The organism is Streptosporangium sp. NBC_01755 (assembly GCF_035917995.1).
GTDB lineage: Bacteria > Actinomycetota > Actinomycetes > Streptosporangiales > Streptosporangiaceae > Streptosporangium.
The window spans coordinates 926,299-946,942 of record NZ_CP109131.1 but is presented as its reverse complement, the minus strand read 5'-3'; the positions used below and the strand labels follow the sequence as shown (position 1 = coordinate 946,942).

Here is a 20,644-nt window from a genome sequence, read left to right as displayed (position 1 = left end):
GTGTCGATGGGACTGCGCTCTTGGCATGACGGGGATCTCCCGTGTGCCGGTCGGGGCGGTGGATGACGATGCCGCCCGCCGCACGGGTCACGGACATCACGGCGCACGGTGGAGCGGTCGTCGGCCCAGGGGTACCCACGGTGCTGATCGGCGGGCTGCCCGCGGCGGTATTCGGGGACCTGCACGCCTGCCCGATCCAGCCGGGCCATCCGCCCAGCTCGCCGTTCACCGCGAGCAGCCCGACGGTGCTGATCGCCGGGAAGCCGGCGCTACGCGTGGGCGATCCGGCCGGCTGCGGCGCCACGCCCGTGGTCGGCGCCCCGACGGTGCTGGTCGGGTGAGCGGGCTGTGAACTCCGACTATCCGCACCTCGGCGCCGGGTGGCGGTTTCCCGTCACCTGGACCGGAGGCAGGGCCGCCCTGACCACCAGCGGGGAACAGACGGTCGCGCAGTCGATCGGCCTGATCGTGCGCACCGCCCTCGGCGAGCGGGTGATGCGGCCGGACTTCGGGGCGGACGCGGGCAGGCACGTCTTCGAGCCACGAACCCAGCAGACGTGCTACCGGCTCGGTTTCGAGGTGCGTCAGGCGTTGCTCCGGTTCGAGCCGCGCATCATCGTCGATCGGGTCGAGGCGATCCCCGCCGGCACCGACGAGAACCGGATCGACGTGACGGTCGAGTTCCGGATCGACTCGCACCGCCGGCCGGTCAACCTCGTACTGCCCTTCTACCGGGAGGAACGATGACGGCCGCCATCCCTCCTCGCCCTTACCGGCCGGACCAGCGGACCTACGAAGAGATCGTCGCGGAACTCGCCCGCTCGGCCGCCGCGGCGGCGACCGTCCCCGAGCCGCCGTACAGTGGCGCGGCCTCGGAGACCTGGGCGAGCATGCTCTTCGCCGGGGACGTGCTCGCGGATCCCGCCGAGCCGTCCCAGGCCCTGCTCGCGATCGCGGCGGAGCTCCAACAGGGGCTGGGCGGGCATCTGGCGCGGCTGCCCGACCGGGCGCGGCTGGCCTGGCTCGCGGACACGCTGGGCATCCCGCGGCGCCCGATGGAGCCGGATGAGGTGGTCGCCGTCGTCAGCCTTCCCTCCGTGTCCTCACAAGCCCGCCCGTCCGGCGCCGCGTCGCGCGGCGTCGTGCTACCGGGCGGAACCGAGCTGCGCGGCGGCAGGACCGCCGCCGGCCCGGAACGCACCTACCTGACGACCGACACCCTCACCGTGCACGGCGCCGGCCTCCTCGCCGTGCACGGCACGTATGCCGAGGCGGGCCTGGACACGGCCGCGAACTGGGCCGATGCGGCCACCCCGTTCGCGCCGTTCGGCGGTGACCCGGCCGGACACCACTTCGACGTCGTGACCGACGCGATCACCTTCAGCGGCGGCGGAACCGCCACCGTGACGCTGACCTTCCCGGGGAGGGACGCGACCAGGCTGGCGGGGCTGCACTGGCAGTGGTCCACCCCCGGAGGGCTCGCCGACGCCGTCCCCGGCGCGGTCACCTGCGCCGGATCCCAGGTGCGGCTGACCCTGACCGGCGGCTGCGGGCCCATGGACGTGGCCGGGGAACCGCGTACGTTCCTGCGCGCGTCCTTCCGCGGCGACACCCCGCGCCACGTGGCGTACACGTTCGAGACAGGTGAGATCCGGGTCACCCTGGAACGGTCCGGTGTCCGGCCGCAAGGGGGGTTCTACGGCGACGGGGAGGTCGACGTCAGCCGCGAGTTCCAGCCGTTCGGTCCCGCACCTCGGCGCGGTGACAGCTTCTACCTACGCTGCGACGAGGCGTTCGGCAAGCCCTTGGACAGTCTCACGCTGAGCTTCACGCTGGTGGACGAGGCCACCCATTCGATGTACACGGTCGACTATTGGGCGCCGTACCAGAAATGGTTCGGCGGCTGGCTGAAGTCGCAGAGGCTCACGCTCACGGAGTTCGTCTATGACCCGCCGAAGCCGCACCTGCTCTGGCAGCGGCACACGGCCGGTTCGTGGAGCACGTTCTTCACCGGGTCCCCCGAACTGTACGGCGTTCACACGGCCGCGGTCGGCGCCGGGAACGCGCCGCTGTCGGACCCGGGGACGATCGCCGGGGTGGCCGGCCACTTCGTCCGGCTGTTCCTTTCCGGCGGCGACTTCGGATGGGAGGACTACATGGCCCGGGTGGCCGGTTTCGCCGAGGCGGTCGCCAACGGCGATGCGGTCGGCGCGGGCACGCTCATCGCGCCCACTCCGCCCACGATCTCGTCGGTGGTGATCGGGTACCGCACCGCGCCGGTCACCGTGACCGACCTGCGGACCCGGAACGGGCATGCCACCTGGCGGTTCACACTGCCCGCTCAGGTCCTGCGGCCGTTCAAGCAGCCCCTGGACACCAGCGGCGGCGCGGTCGGCACGGTGGCCTTCGGCTTCACAGTCCCGCGGCCGAGTCCGGGCTCCGGCTTCTCGTGGTACGTGCGGCTCAGCCAGGCGCCCTCGTGCGCCTCGGCCGGGCGGGCGCACGACGCGGTCTGGGAGTACTGGACGACAGACGCGGCGTGGCGTCGGCTGCCAGTCCTGGACGGTACGGCGGGGCTGCGCCAGAGCGGGCTCATCCGGTTCGTGATGCCACGTGACTGGGACGAGGGCTGTCCCGACGAGTCCGCCGACACCGGGCGCTGGGTGCGGCTGCGCACCACCACCCCCGGATTCGTCGGCGAGCTGGTCGTGGTGCGGGTGGACGCGGTGACCGCGCGATATCGCTCCGACCTGCCCGCCGCCGCGCTGGACAGCACGCCGCTGACCCCCCTGGCCGCGGGCGAGCTCAAAGGGCTGCGCACTCCGTCGCCCGGCGTCAAGGTGACCAACCCGGACCCGGGGACCCCCGGCCGGGCCACCGAGGACGACGCGGCCTATACGCTGCGCGCCGCCGCGGTGGTGCGGCACCGTAACCGCGCCGTCCAACCGTGGGATTACGAGTCCCTGGTGGCCACGGAGTTCCCCGAGGTCGCCACCGTACGCTGCCTGCCGCACACCGGGCCGGACGGCTGCGCGGAGCCTGGTGCGGTGGGACTTGTCGTCGTGCCGTACTCCACCGACCGGCTCCCCTACCCGAGCGTCACGCTGGCCGCTCGTATCGCCGACCGGCTGGCCGGCGTCCTCTCGGCGCATGCCAGGCTCAGCGTCCTCTGCCCGAGATATGAGCCGATACGAGTGCACGCCGAGATCCGGCTGAGATCCGGTGTGGCGGCGGCGGAGGCGGCCGAGTCGCTCGCCGCGGTCCTGGACGCCCGACTGCACCCGGGCGGCCGGGGCTCGGCCGACTTCGGCCGCGCCTTCTACCCGTCGTCGCTCGTCGTGTTCCTGGAGGAACGCCCAGAGGTGGATCACGTGGAGGAGTTCCGCCTGCTCCCGCCGCACGACGGCGCCGCCCGGGTGAGCGTCGATCCGTGCCGCGGGCTGATCGCCTCCGGTGGGGACCATGAGCTCGTTCTCTCGGAGGCACTGACATGACCGCGCAGCCGCCCATGCCGTTGCCGGCGCCGCTAGGCGTTCCCTCGGCGACCGCTCCGGACCGGGACTTCGCCGCGCTCGCGGCCGAGGCGCTCGGGCGACTGCCCGAGCTCGCCCCGGCCTGGACTGACCACAACCCCGGTGACCCGGGCATCACGTTGCTCGAAGCGATGCTGTGGGCGGTCGCGGACCTGCACTATCGCACCGGAAATCGCGCCCTCGACGGCTGGTCGGCCGAGGTCGGTCTGTATCGCGAGGTGCCCGGCCGCCATTGGAGCGGTGTGCCACTGCCCGCGGATCCGACACGGTTGCGGGCGCTCGCGGACGCGCTCGCCGGGCTGCCCGGAGACGTCCGCGCCGCTGTGCGCACCGTGGGCGCGCCGCTGGACGCCGAGCGCGCGGTGGCCGACGCCGCACCCGGGCTCGTCGCCGCCGAGGTCCGCGCCGCCGTACGGCTGCTGCGCGCCCCACTCGTGCTGGCCGTCGCGCTGGACGACTCCGATGTGATCGCCACCGTCGCCGCCACCGTGAGCGGCGGCGGCACCTCCGACGGGAGCGCCGTGGCCGTGGCGCTGCGTGCGGCCGGCGTCGGACCGCGTCTCTGGGACGAGGAGCTGGCGGCGGTCGCCCGGCACCGGCGGCGCGCCGACCTCGCCCGCAGACTGAACGAGGCCGCCGGCCGGGTCCGCGAGCTGGTCGCGGCCGCCGCGGACCGGATGGCCGCGGAGACGGCGCTCACCGGCGAGTTCGGGCTCGACGCGGCGGAGGCGCGAGACGCGCTCGGCCTCCATCCCGCTCCGCCGGGTGCCCGGCCGGAGGACTGGGAGCGGGGCGACGGCGAGACAACGGCCTGGCCGCCGCATCCGCTCCAGGTCCGCACGGTCGAGCCGGTGACCACCGGCGACTATGCCCGCCTGGCGGCCGGAGTGGTCGACCGGAGCATCCCCTCCCGGCCGGTGACCGTACGCCGCGTGTGGGCGGTCCCGGCCGTGCTGCCGGGAATCGCCTGGGACGGCACCTCGGTCGGCACCGCCGCGTCCCGGCTCGGCGCGATCACACTGCTGGTGGAGCCGGACGACCCTGAAGCACTCGACACGGAGCCGCGGCGACGGGCGTTCCTCACGTCCGTGCTCCGCCAGGCGCTGGCGGGGCCGGGCGAGACCGCCGAGATAGACGATCCGTACGAGCCGGTTCACCTGGACCTTGACCGGCTCGCGCCGCGGCGGATGATCTGTGACGAGGTGGGCGCCGCTCTTCTGGAGTACTGCAGGGTGACCCTGCGCGGGGTGATCTACGTGCCGGTGTCATCGTCCCGGCAGCAGGTGCTTGACGGCGCGCTGGACCGGATCAAGCTGCTGTTCGCGGCGGGGCGGCCGGAGACCGCGGTGTCGTCGCCAGACCCGGGCTACCCGCGTGACCTGGACGGTCCCTGGCCGAGTCCGGGTGTTGTGGCCACCGGACCATCCGGCGGCTGGTGGCCGGGCGAGCCGATCCGTATCGCGGAGCTGGTCCAGGTGATCATGCGCGATCCCGGCGTGCTCGGCGTGGACGACCTGGCGGCCACCACTGACGACACCACCACTGACGACGCCACCGGTGGCGCGACCTGGCACGCGGAGGAACTGCCGCTCGCCGCCAACGGCGTGCCGTTTCTTGGCGGCCACCAGTGCCTGACCATCCGGCTTGAGTTGCGGGAGGAGTGCGGAGATGGCTGCTGAGTACACCCCGGTGGCCGCCCACCTACCCGCCGTCTTCGCCGCGGAGGCCGACAGCTTCGCGCAGGTGGAGGGCTTCCTCGGGATGGCGGACGAGCTGCACCGGGCGTACCTCGACCGGCTCGCCGACCTGCCCGCCTGGCTCAGCCCCGCGGGTTCGGTGTGGCCGCCGGGCACCTCGCCGGAGGCGGGCGGGGACGTGGTGCTGGGCCGGCTCGCCGAGCTGTACGACGAGTTGGCCACCTGGTTCGGATTCGTGCTTCCCGCCTCGTGGTCCGATCCCGGTGTGGGACTGGCGCGCAGGCGTGTCTTCCTTGGGAAGGCGGCCAGGCTGTGGCGGCGGCGTGGTACTCCCCGAGGGTTCGCCGACTGGTTCTGCCTGTGGTTCGACATCAAGGTGGCCGCCGAGCGCCCGGTGCTGCTCGAACACTACAAGTACGGCACCCCGCAAGGCCCCGCGGGTGAGACCGGGCCGGATCCGGCGCTGCGGGCGACGCTCATCGTGCCGGCCGGGACCCGCTTCGACGACGCCGCCGTACGCGCGGAGGCCGCGCTGTTCGTGGATCGGTACGCCCCCGCGCACGTGCTGATGCGGCTCTGCTGGGCACGCCCGGACTTCTCGCTCGGTGCGGTGCCGGGCCCGGGGGCGGATCCGGAGGCCATAGCGAGATTCCGCGAGCAGGTTCGCAGGCTGCTCTGCTCGATGGTCGACTTCGTCGAGCACCGAAACGGTGTCCGGGTGTGGAAATGCGTGGGCGAGGGACGAGCGATCGACCGGCTCGATGTCGGCTGGTTGCCGAGCGACGAGGAGGAATGAGGGATGGCAGAAGCGCGCTACCCGGTGTTCGCGGCCGGACAGACCCTCACGAAGGACGACCTCAACCGGCTGCGGGACTTCCTCGACGGCAAGGATCGCCTCGTCGCCAGGCTGATCGGGTTCGGCATCGACTGCGGCCTGTCGGGTAAGGTCGTCGGCAGTGACCTGCGGATCGCCCCGGGGCTCGCGATCGACCAGGCCGGCAACGGCCTGTTGCTGGACACCCCGTTCACGGTCGCCGCGGGGACCGCGGCTCGGGACGAGACGTTCGACTTCATCGATCCGGCGCCCGGCGGGGTCACTCCGGTGTTGGTGATCACCGACACGGTGGAGGAGGCGTCGCAGTGCGAGAAGAACGGCTGCGAGGGGCACGCCTCGACCGGTGTACGGCGGGCCGAGGTCGTTCTCGTCGCCGGGCGGCTGATCGTCGGAGCCGTCGACTTCTCCACTGAACTGCTGCTGAAAGAGATCCCGCTCACCATCACTCTCGGCGGGAGCGTGCAGGGCGACTTCATCCACCTGCGCGACGCGATCCTCGACCGGCTGGTGGCCGTAGGCGTGGTCCTCCCTCCCGAGGTCATGTCGCGCCTGTCAGGGCTCCAGATCCCGGACACGGTCCTGCCGGCCATTCGGATGTACCGGGCGGCTTTCCTGAACCAGGTCTTCTTCGCCGCGCTCGACCTGCTCCGCTGCCGATCCCTGCACGCGGCCACGTGCCTGCGCGACGCCACGCGGCCCGGCGTCGCGCTCGGCTGGCTGCATGTCACGGCCGGCAGTCCGGTGTGGGACTGCCGGTACCGGCATGACTTCGAGCCGTCCGAGGGCCTGGTGACGGCGTTGTTCGGCGGCGGCTGCGACGATCCGTGCGAGTTGCTCAGGAACCGCTTCGAAGCGCTGGTGCGCAGCTACGCCGAGCCGGCCGTCCCCGCCCCCGCCGACCCGCCGTCGACGCCGCCGGCCTGGGGCGACTTCCACATTTGCCGGAAGACGAACAAGGTCGTCGCGTCGCGCAACCTGTACCGCGGCATCCCCACCGACTGCTTCGACTGGGTGCACCCGCCCGAGAGGCTTCCGCCGGGCTGGAAAGACATCTACGTCCAGGAGTCGCCGTACAGGAAGCCCTTCGAACCGCCGGTCCCGCCGCAGCCCGACGTGCTGTACGCGATCGACCCGGTCGACTTCGCCGAAGCGGGTGTGATCTCGCTGCTCCCGGCTGTCGGCGCCCTCGCCGAGGGTACGCGGGCCGTTCTCAAAGACGTCATCTCCGGCCAGCACGTCACCCCCGATGTGCGGGTGCTGACCCTGGCGGAGGCGGCTGCCCTTCCCGGCTTCGCCCCCCAGTCGTCCGTCAGCCTCGGAGACACGATCGTGCTGGTCCGGGACAACCAGAACAAGATCGTCGCGACCGGCCGGGTCACGAACCAGCAGGTGCTGAAGAGCACGGGAGCCGATGTCGCCGGGGCCAGGGAAGCGGCGGGCACAGCCCTCGGCGCCGCGCGGGAGGCCCGCACGGTGGCCACGGCGGCCGATGCCAGGGTCGGAGAGTTCGCCACGCAGATCACCGGGGTGTCCGCCGACGTGATGGAACTGGGCGGTAAGGTGACCGGCTTCCTGGCCGAGGTCGGTGGCCTGCACGGGAGGATCAACGCGTTCGGGACGTCCGTCGCGGCGGTGAACGCTCGTATCGACGGGATCGCGGTGCGGGCGGACGAGCTGTCCGGTGTCGTCTCGCGTACCGCCGATGAGGTGCGGGGGCGGATGGACACGTTCGCGGAGCGGATCACCCTGGCCGAGAGCATGACGGGGCGGCTGGGGCGCGATATGGAGGGGGCGCTGAACACGGCCTCACGTGTTGACGGCCGTATCGACGAGCTGTACAAGATCCGGCTTTCCGGCAAAGAGCAGGGGCTGGCGCCTGAGCGGGACGTCAACGCGGGGCTGGTCGACTTCTTCGGGGTCATGCGCCGGTCGGTGGAGTCCGTGGCGACCACCCGGCGCCGGCCCGCGGTAAGGGAGGAGCTGGCCCGGGGGGACGAGGCGCTGAGCCTCCTCGTCGCCCGGGCAGGGCAGGAGGAGCCACTGGTGGTGAGCGACCGCGCGGCGATAGCGACGCTGGTGCGCTCGCTGGTCGGCGCGACGGCCCAGGCGGGGCTCCCGGACGAGGCGATGGCCGAGATCCGCGGCGCCGCGGAGACCCTGCTCGGCCGGCTCGGAGAGGGGGGCCGATGACGATCGAGCTGGGACGGGTTCGCGTTCGCTGCCACGTGACGTTCGAGGATCAGACACGGGCGCTGCGAATACGGACCCGTCTCGCCCGGCTCGCCGCCGAGCGGCTGCCCGCCGCGCTGGAGCGGGCGCTCGGATCTCTCGCGGCCGACCACGCGGGCGGCGAACCGGTACGTGTCGACCGTCTGGTCGTGCCGCTCGCCTTCGACCCCGAACACTATGACGACGAGACCGTGGCCATCCTCTGGGCAGACCGGATCCGACTCGCGCTGGCCGCCCGCCTGGCTGCTCAGCCCTCGCCGGTCGGGCCGGATCCTGCCCGCCGGCCCGGGGGCATCACCACGGACGCCCCGTTCACCGAGGCTGGGCCCACGACGCCGCCGGCCGTCGCGGAGGTGCTCGCACGGCTCGTCCGGCTGACCCCGCAGGCGCTCATTCTGCTGGCCCGGTCGCTGGTCGCGGAGCCCGAGGGGCTTGCCCGGCTGCGGGCCGTCCTGGGCCCGGTGGATCGCACCGCTGTACTCACGGCGCTCGCCGCCGTTCGGGACCCGGCCGCCGGGACGGCGCCGCCCGAGGGCCCGGCTCCCCGGCCCGATGTCACCGGACCACGACCCGGCGGCCGGCCGGAGCCGGGCCTCGCCTCGGCGGGCGCGCCCGTGGAGGAGCCGGCTTCCTCGGCACCGGCCACATGGACGACGGCCTGGCGGGCCGCGGCCGCCAGGCCCGGTGCCACGGGCGACGCGGACCGGTCTGCCGAACTGGTCGCCACCGATCTGCGCCGCCTCACCGAGAGGGGGCCCACCACCGCGGAGCCGCAGCCTTCCCGGGTCGGCGGGCTCGTGCTGCTGTACCCGTGGCTGGCCGAGTACCTGAACGACGCCGTCGCCGCCCGCCCGGACCTGGCCGCGGCGGACGCGCGACGGATGGCGCTGGCAATGTTGTCCGATCCGGAGGACACCGGCGAACTCGTCGCCGACCCGCTCGTCACCTGCCTCGCCGGTGCCGCCGATCACCATAGGGCGGCGACGGCGCCCGGGAGCCTTTCAGACGGTGGGGAATCGTGGGTGCTGGGCGCGTTCGCGGGGGCGCTGGCCGGGTTCGAGGGATCGACTCCGGACTTCATCCGGGCGCAGTTCATCGTCCGGCCGGCGTGGCTAGTCCGCGAGCCCGGCGGTGATGTCGCCGTCCTGCTGACCCGGATGCCGCTCGATCCCGTCCTGACGCGGCTGCCGTACCCGCTCGGCCTGGTGCGGCTGCCGTGGACGCCCGCCATCCACATCCGGTTCGCGGAGACGTGATGCTGTCCGCCGAGCACGCCGAAGAGCTGCGCCGGGCACTGGTGGCGCTGGAGGCCGTGGTGGCGCTCCGCCTGGAGGAGCGGTGCGCGTACGCCATCCGCACCTCCGATCCGCGCCAGGCCGGGCAGGCGCTGCTCGGCCGGCCGCTCGGGCTACCCGGTACAGAGGGCATTCCCGGGACCGGCGCCTACGCCGGAGACGGGCCGCTCGCCACGTTGGTCAGACAGTGCCCGCTCAGTGCGGCCGAGGCACTGACCGTGGTGGCCGCGGTGGCGCCGGAGATCGACGAGAAGTTCGCCGTGTACTACAGCCTGCTGAGCGACAGGCCGGGTGTGGCGCATCTGACCGGCGAGGTGGTGCGCACTCTTACCGCGCGCACGTTCCCCGGTCGGCTCGCGGCCAGTGAACTGCTCGGACCACACGGCCGGCTGCGAGGCATGCGGCTGATCGAAATGGACGCGGTGGACGCGGGGCCGCTCGTCGGGCAGGTGCGGCCGCATCGCGACCTCGTCGCTCTGCTCACCGGTGGCACCCGCGCCGAGCCCGAGCTGTCGGCGGGCTTTCCCGCGACCCGGTTGCAAACCGCGCACACCATGGCCGACCTCATCGTCTCGGCCGAGGCGCGTCGGCAGCTGACCGCCGCGCTCGACCGCATCCGGCATGCGGGGCGGGTGCTGGACGACTGGGGGTTCGCCCGGCGCCACGACGGCGTGCGCGGCACGCTCATCCTCTTCCACGGACCGCCGGGAACCGGCAAGTCGATGGCCGCCGCCGTCCTCGCCCGTACGGCCGGGCGCCCCGCCTACCGGGTGGACCTCGCAGCCCTGGTCAGCAAGTACATCGGTGAGACCGAGAAGAACCTCGCCGGGGTGTTCGACCGGGCCGAGGAGGAGGACTGCATCCTCGTCTTCGACGAGGCGGATGCGGTGTTCGGCCGCCGCACCGAGGTGTCGGACGCCCGGGATCGCTATGCCAACCAGGAGGTGAGCTATCTTCTGCAGCGCGTCGAGCGGCATCGCGGAGTGGTGATCCTCACCACCAATCTTCTCGGCAACCTGGACAGCGCGTTCGCCCGGCGAATCGATCTCCAGGTGGAGTTCCCCGCCCCCGGCGTCGCCGAGCGGCTGGCCCTGTGGCGGGCCGTGCTGCCGGCCGCGCTGCCGGTCGCCGACGGCGTCGACTTCGCCGGTCTCGCCGAGCGTTACGCTCTGACCGGCGCGGAGATCCGGGACGCGGCGCTCGACGCCGCCTACCTCGCCGCCGCCAACGGACAGGTGGTCACGGCCGGATACCTCGTGAGCGGTATTCGCGCGGCCTTCGCCAAGAGCGGTCGCACCCCGCCGCCCGGAAAAGGCTGATCGTCATGGGGCGTGCCCCGGCCCCGGCCACCGCCCGCGCGACGGAAGGGGGCCGCGGACCAGCCGGCCGAGTGTCCGTTCCGGTCGCCCCGGCCCGATTCCCGGTGCCGCTTCCCGCCGGCGGGCCGGCTTGGGCCGGGTTCGCGGAAACCGTGTCCGAAGTGGCGGGACCGGCCCAGGCGCCGGCACCTGAGAGCGCCGCGCCTGAGAGCGCCGCGCCTGAGAGCGCCGCGCCTGAGAGCGCCGCGCCTGAGAGCGCCGCGCCTGAGAGCGCCGCGCCTGAGAGCGCCGCGCCTGAGAGCGCCGCGCCTGAGAGCGCCGCGCCTGAGAGCGCCGCGCCTGAGAGCGCCGCGCCTGAGAGCGCCGCGCCTGAGAGCGCCGCGCCTGAGAGCGCCGCGCCTGAGAGCGCCGCGCCTGAGAGCGCCGCGCCTGAGAGCGCCGCGCCTGAGAGCGCCGCGCCTGAGAGCGCCGCGCCTGAGAGCGCCGCGCCCGTCATGGAGGCGGCGGGCCCGATGCCCGTCGAGGCCGGGCCGGTACGGGAGGCGAGCGAGCTGACCGACCCGGCCGCCGCCACCGCCGTGCCCGTTCCGGCGGTGACGTTCAAACCTCCCAGCGCGCCGGAGGCGCCCAAGGCCATCCCCTTGGCGGACCCCTTGGTGGATGCCGCCCCCAGGGAGCAGGCGGACGCCGAGGGCGACCAGGCGCCCGCGCCGGCAGCGCCGGAACCAGCCACGGCAGCGCCGGAACCAGCCACGGCAGCGCCGGAACCAGCCACGGCCGGACCGGTTTCCACCGAGGTCGGGCCTGAGGCAGTGGGGGCGGGAAGAGAGGCCCAGCCCGCAGGGGAAGTCCCGCTGCACATGCCGCCCGCCCCGGCAGAGCCCTCCCCGGCGGCGCAGGCGCGGATGGGCGGTGTGATCGGCGGCCTGCGAGGCGCCGCGGCGGCGGCCGCCGACCTGCCCGACGCCGAAGCCAGCACGGAAGCCGCGCGCGGGGCGGTCACCGAGCCGGCGGAGGAGACCAGTGCACGGGCCGAGGCCGCGCTCACGGAGACACTGGGGGAGCGGCCCGCACCCAGCCCGGAGATCCTCCAGCTCTGCGGCGACATTCGCCGTGCGATCAGGGAACGGCGCCCGGTCGACGAGACGCACCTGGTCAAGGCGGACCCCGCGAAGATGGCGGCCGAGGCCGGGCAGTCGCTCAACACCGCCGTCGAGGGCGACGCGTCCCGGGTCTCCGGTGAGTACCACGCGATCCAGGGGCAGCCGGCCGGAACACCGCAGCAGACCGGGCAACCGGTTACGCCGCCGCCGGCCGGGGCGCCCGCCCCCGATGCCGACGCGGCGGCCGCGGTACCGGACGCCATTCCGGCCGAGGACGTCTCACTGGATCATGACCGAGCCGACCTGGACCAGCGGGTCGCCGACTCCGGCATCGAGCGGCCGGCCAGCGAGCCGCTCAAGGGGCCGCCGTTCTCCAGCGTGAGGGAGGGACAGGCCGAGCTCGGCGAGATGGCGGGCACGCGCCCGGCGGAGGTGCTGGCCAAGCAGGACGAGGCGCTCAACCAGGCTCGCGCGAGCATGGCAGAGCTGCAGTCCCGAGCGGTGGAGGTGCTCGCCACCTCGCGAGCCGGTACGGTCGCCGGGGTCACCACGCGGCAGACCGGCATGGTCGGCGACGAGGAGCAGACCCGCGAGTCGGTGGGCCGGCAGGCCCAGCAGATCTTCGACGGGGCGCAGAGCCAGGTGACCGCCCTGCTCACTCCGCTCACCCAGACCGCCATGCAGACCTGGCGGGCGGGTGTGGAGCGGCACTCGACCGAGTTCCGCCAGGCGCTGGATCGCGTGGCGCGCTGGATCGAGGAACGGCACGAGGGCGTCACGGGGACCATCGTCGCCGGTTGGGACGCCCTCGCCGGACTGCCCGGCTGGGTCGTCGAGGAGTATGACCGGGCCGAGAGCCTGTTCGGCGACCGGATCTGCGGCCTGCTGCTGGAGATCTCGACCGACGTCCAATCGGTGATCGCCGCGGCTGAGGCGATCATCGAGGACGCCCGGCGGCGGATCGACGAGCTGTTCACATCGCTGCCCGCCGAGTTGCAGGGGTGGGCGGCGGAGGAGCGGGCGGCGTTCGAGGAACGGCTGGACGGGTTGCACACCCGAGTGGCCGAGACCCGGGAGGGCTTCACACGCGACATCACCCGTGAGGCGGTCACCACGGTCTCCGCGGTGCAGCGCGAGGTGGAGGCGTTGCGGGAGGCCGCGGGCGGCTTGATCGGCCACGTGATCAGCGCGATCGAGGAGTTTCTCGACGACCCGATCCGGGCGGTCATCAACGGGCTGCTGAGCCTGGTCGGCATTCCGCCGGAGGCGTTCTGGGCGCTGGTCGACCGGATCCAGCAGGTGCTCTCCGACATCGCCGACGACCCGCGGCGGTTCGGCAACAACCTCGTCGCCGCTCTCGCGCAGGGATTCCAGCAGTTCTTCGACAACTTCGGCACGCATTTGCTGAAGGGCTTCTTCGACTGGCTGTTCCGCGGCCTCGGCTCGGTCGGCGTACAGTTACCCGCCGACTTCTCCATCTCGAGCATCATCACCTTCGCACTCCAGCTGATGGGCCTGAGCTGGGCGAACATCCGAGAGATCCTGGTACGCCACATCGGTGAGCAAAACGTCGCGCTGATCGAGCAGGCATGGTCGCTGATCTCGACGCTGATCGAGCGCGGTCCGGGCGGCATCCTCGAAATGCTGCGTGAGCGGCTCGACCCGGCGACATTGTTCCAGCAGATCCAAGACGCCGCGATCTCCTACGTCGTCGAGACGATGGTCGAACAGGTGGCGGTTCGCATCCTCGGCCTGTTCAACCCGGCCGGCGCCGTCCTCCAGGCGATCGAGCTGATCTACAAGGTGTTGAAGTGGGTCTTCGAGAACGCGGCGTCGATCTTCCGGCTGGTCGAGACGATCACGAACGGGGCTGCGGACATCCTGGCCGGCAACATCGGCGGCATGGCCACCGCGGTGGAGATCTCGCTGGCCACGCTGCTGCCGATCGTGATCGATCTGCTGGCTGAGATGGTCGGACTTGGTGACCTGCCGGAGAAGGTCGTCGAAGTCATCAAGAGGTTCCAGGCGTACGTGCTGCGGATCGTCGAGTCGGTCATCGAATGGCTGGTACGGCAGGGCCGCGCGCTACTGTCCGCGCTTGGGCTCGACGACGATGAGAAGGAAGGCGAGGGGGCCGAGGATCAGGAACCCGGCACGTCGATCACATTTGTCGCGGGCGGGGAGACCCACCGGCACTGGGTACGGGTCAGCGGAGACCACGGCGAGCTGATGGTGTCCTCCTCCCCGACGCGGCTGCAGGACAGGATCACCCAGTGGGAGAGCGAGGCGCCGGCCAGGTTCGCCGGCGATGACCTCAAGCTGGCCCAGGCGCGGGAGCTGATCGGCCACGTACGCACCGAACTCGACCCCGCCGCGGCGGTACTGGAGGAACTGGTCGCGGCCCGCGAAGCCGCGAAGAAGCTGCCCGCCGAACCCGGAGGAAAGGTGCAGCCGCTGCCCGACGACGCGCTGGAACGCCAACAGCAGATCATGGCCCGGCTGCTCAACCAGCTGTTCGAGCTCTTCGGCGCGCCCGGGAAGGACAGGCTTCCGGAGATCGCCGAACTGCTGCCAGGGTTCGGCCGGCAGTTCGGCGACACGGTGCACGATAACTGGTGGAGGGCGCAGATCGAGCGGCCGAAGATCGCCAAGCCGGACGAGGTGAACGTCTACTCGAGGGACCTGTTCGCCGGGACCGACCACAACGCGCTCGCCTACACCGAACAGCAGAGCACGCACGAGGCGCTGTTGCCGTACTTCCGGATGGGAAAGGGCGAGCGCCAGGTCGATTCCCAGACGTTCGCCCACTATGCCTTCAAGGCCCGCCCTCCCGACCCGCCGCACTTCGTGTGGCGCGGTTTCCTGCAGATCCTTGGCGACGACGCGGCGAAGGCGCTGCGGACCGCCGGTCAGCAGGTGGTCACCCCGGACTTCGACAAGCATGTCCACGACGAGATCGGCCAAATCGCCTACGACGTGAGCGCAAAGCCCTACGGGCGGTTCGTGCCGTTCGTCGGGGGGACCCTGCACCCGGACCTGGTCGCCGCCGTGCAGCAGGTGGGCGGCGTGCGCCAGTTCTTCGAAGGGCTGATCCGCCATCCGACCGGCGGCCCGATGACCTGGGCGCAGTTCAACGCAATCTGGCGCACGGGAGGGGAGAGCCGCCAGTGGGTCGTCGGGGAGTGGCGGCGTCTGGCGCCCGGCAAGCACGAATGGATCCCCGTCGACTACATCCGGAACGTGCTGGAGCACGCCATCCGGATCGCCCAGCAGGGGGACATCGCGCGCGGCCTAGAGTGGCTCCGGGTCCTGCACGAACTCAGGTCGCCCACCAACTACGTCATGTGGAGCATCGGCGAGATCATCGGCATCGAGTACAGGGATGCCGAGCCCGCGCGTCCCATCGTCAAGCCGAGCCTCGGCGCGCACGTGAACACAGCGTCCCTGCCTGGCGAGTCAAAGCGTTCGGCCGGTACGGCGGGCACCAAGTACTTCCACGACACGCTGCGGGAGTTCTTCCGGGATTGGCGCGACTACAAGGCGACTCCCCGTGAATTCGTCACCGATCTTCGCGCTGAGCTGCCGTACCGGCTGCTTTGGGACGGGTCCACGGACTCTCTCAAGCCATGGCAGCTGAATCTGCAACTCGGGGTGGACATCCGGGTCGAGGGAACGGGTTGGGTGCCGGGCATGACCATCGCTGAGATCGCCAAACTGCAGCGTAATCAGTATCAGCTGGTGGTGGCCGACTTCGACAAGCTGGCCGGGAGTCTCTCGTGAGGAGCGCGCCCGGACCCTCTGCGCCAACGGTGAGCTTGGACGGTCGGAACGCCGGGCGGACGGCTGACCGCGGGAGCGCACACGTCGTCAGGCGCCGCCTGTCCCGCGATCTGTCGTAGCGTTCTCGTCGTTTCCCGTCGGCTTCGACACCGGTGATCTTTACTGTCTTTCCAGGATGTAGTGGCCGTCGGAGGTGAACCCGGTGACGCGGGCGCCCTGGCCGATCAGCCCGCCGAGCACGTCGCGCGTCGCGTGCCGCCACGCCCTGGCGGCGGTCGGATCGGTACGGCGTAACATCTCCACGTCGCGCGGGATCTGGACCAGCGACACCCGCCCGCCCGTCGTGCCTTTGACCGGGCGATCGCCCTCGGCGGCCAGGGCCACCCTCGCCTCGTCGGGGACGAGGGGCGGCTTCCCCGTCCCCGAGCAGGCGGCCACCACGCGCGGCTCGGTCAGCCGCCAGACCACCAGGAGCCGGTCGGATTCGTCGCCCGCGTTGATGGCGTCCGCCATGGGGCCGTAGAACGATTCGAGGTACTCCTCGGGACGCGCGCCGAGCTTGGCGATGTTGAAGTGGGCGTTGCGGCGCACCAGCGGGTCGTAGGTCCAGAAAACGGTGCTCAGCCCTCTTGTCAGCGCCCACGCGCGCTGGTGCAGCTTGAGTGCGAACCCGATGCCGCGGCCGGGCAGCGCCCCGGTCACGTGGGAGTGCAGCGCCGTGCCCACGGGGTCGGCGAAGAAACCGACGCAGGCGCCGACCAGCCTCGCGCCGTCGAAGGCGCCCGTGACGTAGTTGCCGCTGTGGGACATCGCCCGCATGAGCTCCGTGCTGATCGGCGCCTTGCCGGGATCGGCGTGCCAGATGTCGTCGTACAGGGCGAAGACCTGCCTGAACTCGCTGATCTGGTGCAGTTCGCGCACCTCGACCCCGCCGCGGCGCTCGGCGGCCCTGAACTGGCGCTCAGCCTCGGCCACGACCGGCCCGGTGTCCACCGTGATCACCGGGCGCCGGCCGTCACGGGCTTCGGGCTGCGGTGCGGGTCGGCGAGCATATGGATTCCTTTCGGGACGGGTCTCGCCGGTGTTTGTTCCCGTCGGGCATACGGGCGACACGGGGCGCGACCTCCCGGAGGGAACGCCCGGGCGGTGTCGTGCTCTCCCGCCGTGACCGGCCGGAGGGAACGCCCGGGCGGTGTCGTGCTCTCTCGCCGTGACCGGTTCCCGGCACGGTATCTCGCACCCGATCTGCGGATGTGACCTTCCGTCGTTTGTGGCTTACGCGTACAGGGAAAAGCGCCTTCATGCAGGTCAGAGGTCGTTTTCAGGTGTGGGAAGCGTGGCGGGGCATGCGCGGGGAGACCGTTCGGGCTCATGTCCGGCACCACGTCGCGCACGCTGAGGTGTACGCACCGTGACGGCGTTCGGCGCGCTGGCCGAGGCGGCGAGCGCGACGAATCTGCTGGCGGCGCGCCTGCAGATGGCGGTGTCACTCGGGTGGCACATCGTGCTGTCGTGCATGGGGGTCGGCATGCCGGTCCTGCTGGTGTTCACCGAGTGGCGGGCGATCCGCACCGGCGACGACAACTACATGCGGCTGGCCCGCAAGTGGGCCAGGGCCGTGGGAGTGCTGTTCGCGGTCGGGGCGGTCTCGGGAACGGTCCTCAGCTTCGAGCTGGGCCTGCTCTGGCCGGGCCTCATGGGTACCTACGGTCAGGTGATCGGGTTCCCCTTCGCGCTGGAGGGGATCGCCTTCTTCATCGAGGCCATCTTCATCGGCATCTACCTCTATTCCTGGGACCGGCTGCCGCCCAAGATCCACCTGCTGACCGGGATTCCCGTCATGATCGCGGGGACGGCGTCGGCGTTCTTCGTGGTGTCGGCCAACGCGTGGATGAACCAGCCGGTCGGGTTCGAGGCGAAGGACGGGCGGATCACCAGCGTGGACCCGTGGCGGGCGATGTTCAACCCGGCCACGCCGCTGCAGACGACGCACATGATCGTGGCGGCGTTCATGGTCGCCGGGTTCCTCGTCGCGGCGGTCTACGCGGTGGCCATGCTGCGCGGACGGCGCGACCGCTATCACCGGCTGGGATTCCTGGTGCCCTTCACGCTCGCCTCGATATTCGCCCCGCTCCAGATCGTGGTGGGCGACTTCATCGCCAGGTTCCTGGCCACCAACCAGCCGGTCAAGCTCGCCGCCGCGGAGGCTCTCTTCCAGACCCGCGCCGGTGCGCCGTTGAGCATCGGCGGCTTCGTGGTGAACGACGAGCTGCGCTACGCGCTGGACATTCCCTACGGCCTCTCCATGCTGGTGGGCTTTCACCCCGATACCGTGGTTCAGGGACTGAACATCGTGCCTGTGGCCGAGCGCCCACCGGTCAACCCCGTGCATCTGGCCTTCGACACGATGGTGGGGATCGGTTTCTTCCTGCTCCTGATGGCGGCCTGGTTCGCCCTGGCGTGGTGGCGGCGGCGCGACCTGCCGCGCTCGCCGTGGTTTCTGAGGCTCGCGGCCATCTCCGGGGTCGCCGCCGTCGTCGCGGTGGAGACGGGCTGGATCGTGACGGAGGTCGGCAGGCAGCCCTGGGTGGTGTACGGCAGGCTGCGCACTGCCGACGCGGTCAATCCCGCCCCCGGGCTGTGGCTGGGGCTCGTCGCCCTCCTGCTGGTCTACCTGTTCCTCACCATCGCCATCGTCTACGTCCTGCGGCGCCTGGCGCGTGAACCAAAGGAGGTCGTGGGAGAAGGAGCACCCCGCGAGCTCCTTCTGCAGGCTCCTCAGGAACTTCTGCAGGCTCCTCAGGAACGGGACTGATCCGATGGATCCGGCGCAGATCCTGTTGCTCGTGCTGTGGGTGGGCGTGACCTGCTACGCGTTGCTGGGCGGGGCCGACTTCGGCGGCGGTGTCTGGGATCTGCTGGCCGGGCGCAGCAGGAAGGGTATGCCGGAGCGCAACCTCATCGAGCACTCCATCGGGCCGGTGTGGGAGGCCAACCACGTCTGGCTGATCTTCGTGCTCGTCATGATGTGGACCGGGTTCCCGCCGGTCTTCGCCGCCGTCATGTCGACCCTCTACATCCCGCTGACGCTGGTGGCATTCGGCATCATCGCCCGAGGGGCCGCCTTCGCCTTCCGTAAGGCCGCCACGGAGTTGTGGCAGAAACGCCTGTTCGGTGCCGCCTTCGCGATCTCCTCCGTGCTGACCCCCTTCTTCCTGGGCGCCGCCGCCGGAGGGGTCGCCTCGGGACGTGTGCCGCAGGGGCTCGCGGCCGGGAACATCGTGACCGGCTGGCTGAACCCGACCTCCATGCTGGGCGGGGTTCTCGCAGTCGGCGTCTGCGCCTACCTGGCCGCGATCTACCTGTGCGACGACGCGGTGCGGGCGGGGATGCCGCACCTGGCGGAGAGTTTCCGGACCAAGGCGCTGATCATGGGATTGTGCGTCGGAGTCGTCGCGCTCGCCGGCATCGCGGTGCTCCGCGCGGACGCGCCCCGGCTGTTCGACGGCCTCACCCACCGGGCACTGCCCTTGGTGATCGCCAGCGCGGTGTTCGGACTGCTCTCCCTGGTCCTGCTGTGGCGGCGGAACTTCACGCTCGTCCGGATCACCGGCGCGCTGGCCGTCACCGCGGTGCTGTGGGGATGGCCGCTCGCGCAGTACCCCCTCATGCTCCCGCCGTCCCTCACGGTGCACGAGGCCGCGGCGCATCCGGCGGTGCTGACCGCGACGCTCATCTCGCTCGCCGTCGGGGCGCTGCTCCTGGTGCCCTCCCTGATCCTGCTGTTCCTGCTGCAGGGACGCTGGTCGTACCGTTCCGGCACGTCCGGCTGAGCGAGCCGGTACGGGACGTCGAGACGCGGCACCCGTGGGTGATCGAAGCCGCGTCACGAGCTCCCGAGGGCGCTGTGTCAGATGCCGCGGCGCATCGCCCTGGTGCCCATGGCCAGGCCCACCGCGGCGACGACGCAGGCCCAGAGTGTCCCGTACAGCACCGAGGTGTCCGCGAAACGGCCGGAGAACAGTGCCCGCTCCGCCTCGACGATGTGGGAGACCGGATTCAGGGTGGCGACCACCTGGAGCCACCCCGGGCCGAAGTCCATCGGCAGCAGCACGCCGGAGAGCAGCATCAGCGGGAACAGCACCAGCTGGGTGACCCCGTAGAACAGGTTGCCGCTCGGACTGGACGCGATCGCGAGGACGAAGGAGAGCGAGCCCAGGCCGATCCCGAACACGACCAGTATCGCCAGCCCGGTCAGTACCCCCGGCAGGTGCAGACGGAAGCCCAGCGGCACCGCGAGCGCGATGATCAGCACGGCCTGGGCCAGCAGGATCACGAACTCCTTCATCGTCCGGCCGACCAGCATCGCGGTGCGGTTCAGCGGGGTGACCAGCATGCGCTCCATCGAGCCGCCGAGCAGCTCCACCAGCAGGGAGTACCCGGCCATCATCGGCCCGGACAGGCACATCATGATCAGAATGCCGGGCACGAACCACTGCCATGGCGAGTCCTGGCCGCCGAAGCTCTGCGTTCCGGTGAGCAGCGGGCCGAACAGGAACAGGAAGAGCAGCGGCTGGCTCATGGTGAAGAGGAGGCCGAGGGGTTCGCGTAGTACGGGGACGAACTCGCGGGAGAACACGGTCGAGGTGTCACGGAGGAAGAGTCGTACGCTCACGGGGTGGCCTTTCTTACCGGGGGAGGGGTGCTGTACGGAGGGCCTGTGGCTTTCGCCGTTCAGCGCGGGGAACCGGTGGGGGGAACCGGTGCGGGGAAAGCGTCGCCGACGGTCAGGCGTCGCGCGGGTCATGCGTGTCGGGCCTGTGGTTCTCGCTCAGTTCGCGGCCGGTCAGCGC

Annotated in this window: 14 protein-coding genes; 11 read left to right on the top strand and 3 right to left on the bottom strand. The window is 71.5% G+C overall.

Going from position 1 to position 20,644, the window contains the following annotated elements; all coding sequences use genetic code 11:
• Positions 1–62 precede the first annotated feature (62 nt).
• From OG884_RS03990 to OG884_RS03955, 8 genes are read left to right on the top strand one after another with little or no spacing between them, the layout of a single operon-like run.
• A complete protein-coding gene (locus OG884_RS03990; RefSeq protein ID WP_326642249.1) occupies positions 63–341 on the top strand; it encodes a PAAR domain-containing protein in 279 nt (92 codons plus the stop codon).
• Between the two features lie 7 nt (positions 342–348).
• Positions 349–747, top strand: coding sequence for a GPW/gp25 family protein (locus tag OG884_RS03985; RefSeq protein ID WP_326642246.1), 399 nt, complete (start codon positions 349–351; stop codon positions 745–747).
• Complete coding sequence (locus OG884_RS03980; RefSeq protein ID WP_326642244.1) at positions 744–3,494, top strand: baseplate J/gp47 family protein; 2,751 nt, start codon at positions 744–746, stop codon at positions 3,492–3,494. Before OG884_RS03985 ends, OG884_RS03980 begins: the two co-directional genes overlap by 4 nt.
• Complete coding sequence (locus OG884_RS03975) at positions 3,491–5,212, top strand: hypothetical protein (protein WP_326642242.1); 1,722 nt, start codon at positions 3,491–3,493, stop codon at positions 5,210–5,212. Before OG884_RS03980 ends, OG884_RS03975 begins: the two co-directional genes overlap by 4 nt.
• The gene (locus OG884_RS03970; RefSeq protein ID WP_326642240.1) at positions 5,202–6,026 is read left to right on the top strand and encodes a hypothetical protein; all 825 of its coding nucleotides are present in this window, start codon (positions 5,202–5,204) and stop codon (positions 6,024–6,026) included. Before OG884_RS03975 ends, OG884_RS03970 begins: the two co-directional genes overlap by 11 nt.
• A 3-nt stretch (positions 6,027–6,029) precedes the next feature.
• Positions 6,030–8,255, top strand: coding sequence for a methyl-accepting chemotaxis protein (locus tag OG884_RS03965; protein ID WP_326642238.1), 2,226 nt, complete (start codon positions 6,030–6,032; stop codon positions 8,253–8,255).
• Positions 8,252–9,550 (top strand): contractile injection system tape measure protein, encoded by a 1,299-nt coding sequence (locus OG884_RS03960; RefSeq protein WP_326642236.1) that lies wholly within the window; start codon positions 8,252–8,254, stop codon positions 9,548–9,550. The genes OG884_RS03965 and OG884_RS03960 overlap by 4 nt, the downstream gene beginning before the upstream one ends.
• Entirely contained in the window at positions 9,550–10,908 is a 1,359-nt protein-coding gene (locus OG884_RS03955; RefSeq protein ID WP_326642234.1) for an ATP-binding protein, read from the top strand. Before OG884_RS03960 ends, OG884_RS03955 begins: the two co-directional genes overlap by 1 nt.
• Here OG884_RS03955 and OG884_RS37395 read toward each other — a convergent pair.
• On the bottom strand, positions 10,829–11,404 hold the full coding sequence (locus OG884_RS37395; protein ID WP_442811712.1) for a pentapeptide repeat-containing protein: 576 nt from the start codon (positions 11,402–11,404) through the stop codon (positions 10,829–10,831). The two genes, OG884_RS03955 and OG884_RS37395, sit on opposite strands and share 80 nt — an antisense overlap.
• Before the next feature lie 16 nt (positions 11,405–11,420).
• Here OG884_RS37395 and OG884_RS03950 point away from each other — a divergent pair, with 16 nt between their 5' ends.
• Positions 11,421–15,791, top strand: a complete 4,371-nt coding sequence (locus OG884_RS03950; RefSeq protein ID WP_326642232.1) for a hypothetical protein — start codon at positions 11,421–11,423, stop codon at positions 15,789–15,791.
• Positions 15,792–15,950: 159 nt separating this feature from the next.
• On the opposite strand, the gene OG884_RS03945 is transcribed toward OG884_RS03950, so the two are convergent.
• Positions 15,951–16,784, bottom strand: coding sequence for a GNAT family N-acetyltransferase (locus tag OG884_RS03945; RefSeq protein ID WP_326642230.1), 834 nt, complete (start codon positions 16,782–16,784; stop codon positions 15,951–15,953).
• Between the two features lie 418 nt (positions 16,785–17,202).
• On the opposite strand from OG884_RS03945, the gene OG884_RS03940 reads away from it, so the two are divergent.
• Positions 17,203–18,606 (top strand): cytochrome ubiquinol oxidase subunit I, encoded by a 1,404-nt coding sequence (locus tag OG884_RS03940; RefSeq protein ID WP_326642228.1) that lies wholly within the window; start codon positions 17,203–17,205, stop codon positions 18,604–18,606.
• Positions 18,607–18,610: 4 nt separating this feature from the next.
• Positions 18,611–19,624: a cytochrome d ubiquinol oxidase subunit II gene (locus OG884_RS03935; RefSeq protein WP_326642226.1), complete on the top strand. Its 1,014-nt coding sequence runs from the start codon at positions 18,611–18,613 to the stop codon at positions 19,622–19,624.
• A 77-nt stretch (positions 19,625–19,701) separates the two neighbouring features.
• Here OG884_RS03935 and OG884_RS03930 read toward each other — a convergent pair whose 3' ends face one another.
• A complete protein-coding gene (locus OG884_RS03930) occupies positions 19,702–20,466 on the bottom strand; it encodes an ABC transporter permease (RefSeq protein WP_326642224.1) in 765 nt (254 codons plus the stop codon).
• Positions 20,467–20,644 lie beyond the last annotated feature (178 nt).

Bases quoted from the DNA above. Each gene is read 5' to 3' on its own strand.
- OG884_RS03990 (WP_326642249.1), top strand. From the start codon at position 63: ATGACGATGCCGCCCGCCGCACGGGTCACGGACATCACGGCGCACGGT.
- OG884_RS03980 (WP_326642244.1), top strand. From the start codon at position 744: ATGACGGCCGCCATCCCTCCTCGCCCTTACCGGCCGGACCAGCGGACC.
- OG884_RS03975 (WP_326642242.1), top strand. From the start codon at position 3,491: ATGACCGCGCAGCCGCCCATGCCGTTGCCGGCGCCGCTAGGCGTTCCC.
- OG884_RS03970 (WP_326642240.1), top strand. From the start codon at position 5,202: ATGGCTGCTGAGTACACCCCGGTGGCCGCCCACCTACCCGCCGTCTTC.
- OG884_RS03965 (WP_326642238.1), top strand. From the start codon at position 6,030: ATGGCAGAAGCGCGCTACCCGGTGTTCGCGGCCGGACAGACCCTCACG.
- OG884_RS03960 (WP_326642236.1), top strand. From the start codon at position 8,252: ATGACGATCGAGCTGGGACGGGTTCGCGTTCGCTGCCACGTGACGTTC.
- OG884_RS03955 (WP_326642234.1), top strand. From the start codon at position 9,550: ATGCTGTCCGCCGAGCACGCCGAAGAGCTGCGCCGGGCACTGGTGGCG.
- OG884_RS37395 (WP_442811712.1), bottom strand. From the start codon at position 11,404: ATGACGGGCGCGGCGCTCTCAGGCGCGGCGCTCTCAGGCGCGGCGCTC.
- OG884_RS03950 (WP_326642232.1), top strand. From the start codon at position 11,421: ATGCCCGTCGAGGCCGGGCCGGTACGGGAGGCGAGCGAGCTGACCGAC.
- OG884_RS03935 (WP_326642226.1), top strand. From the start codon at position 18,611: ATGGATCCGGCGCAGATCCTGTTGCTCGTGCTGTGGGTGGGCGTGACC.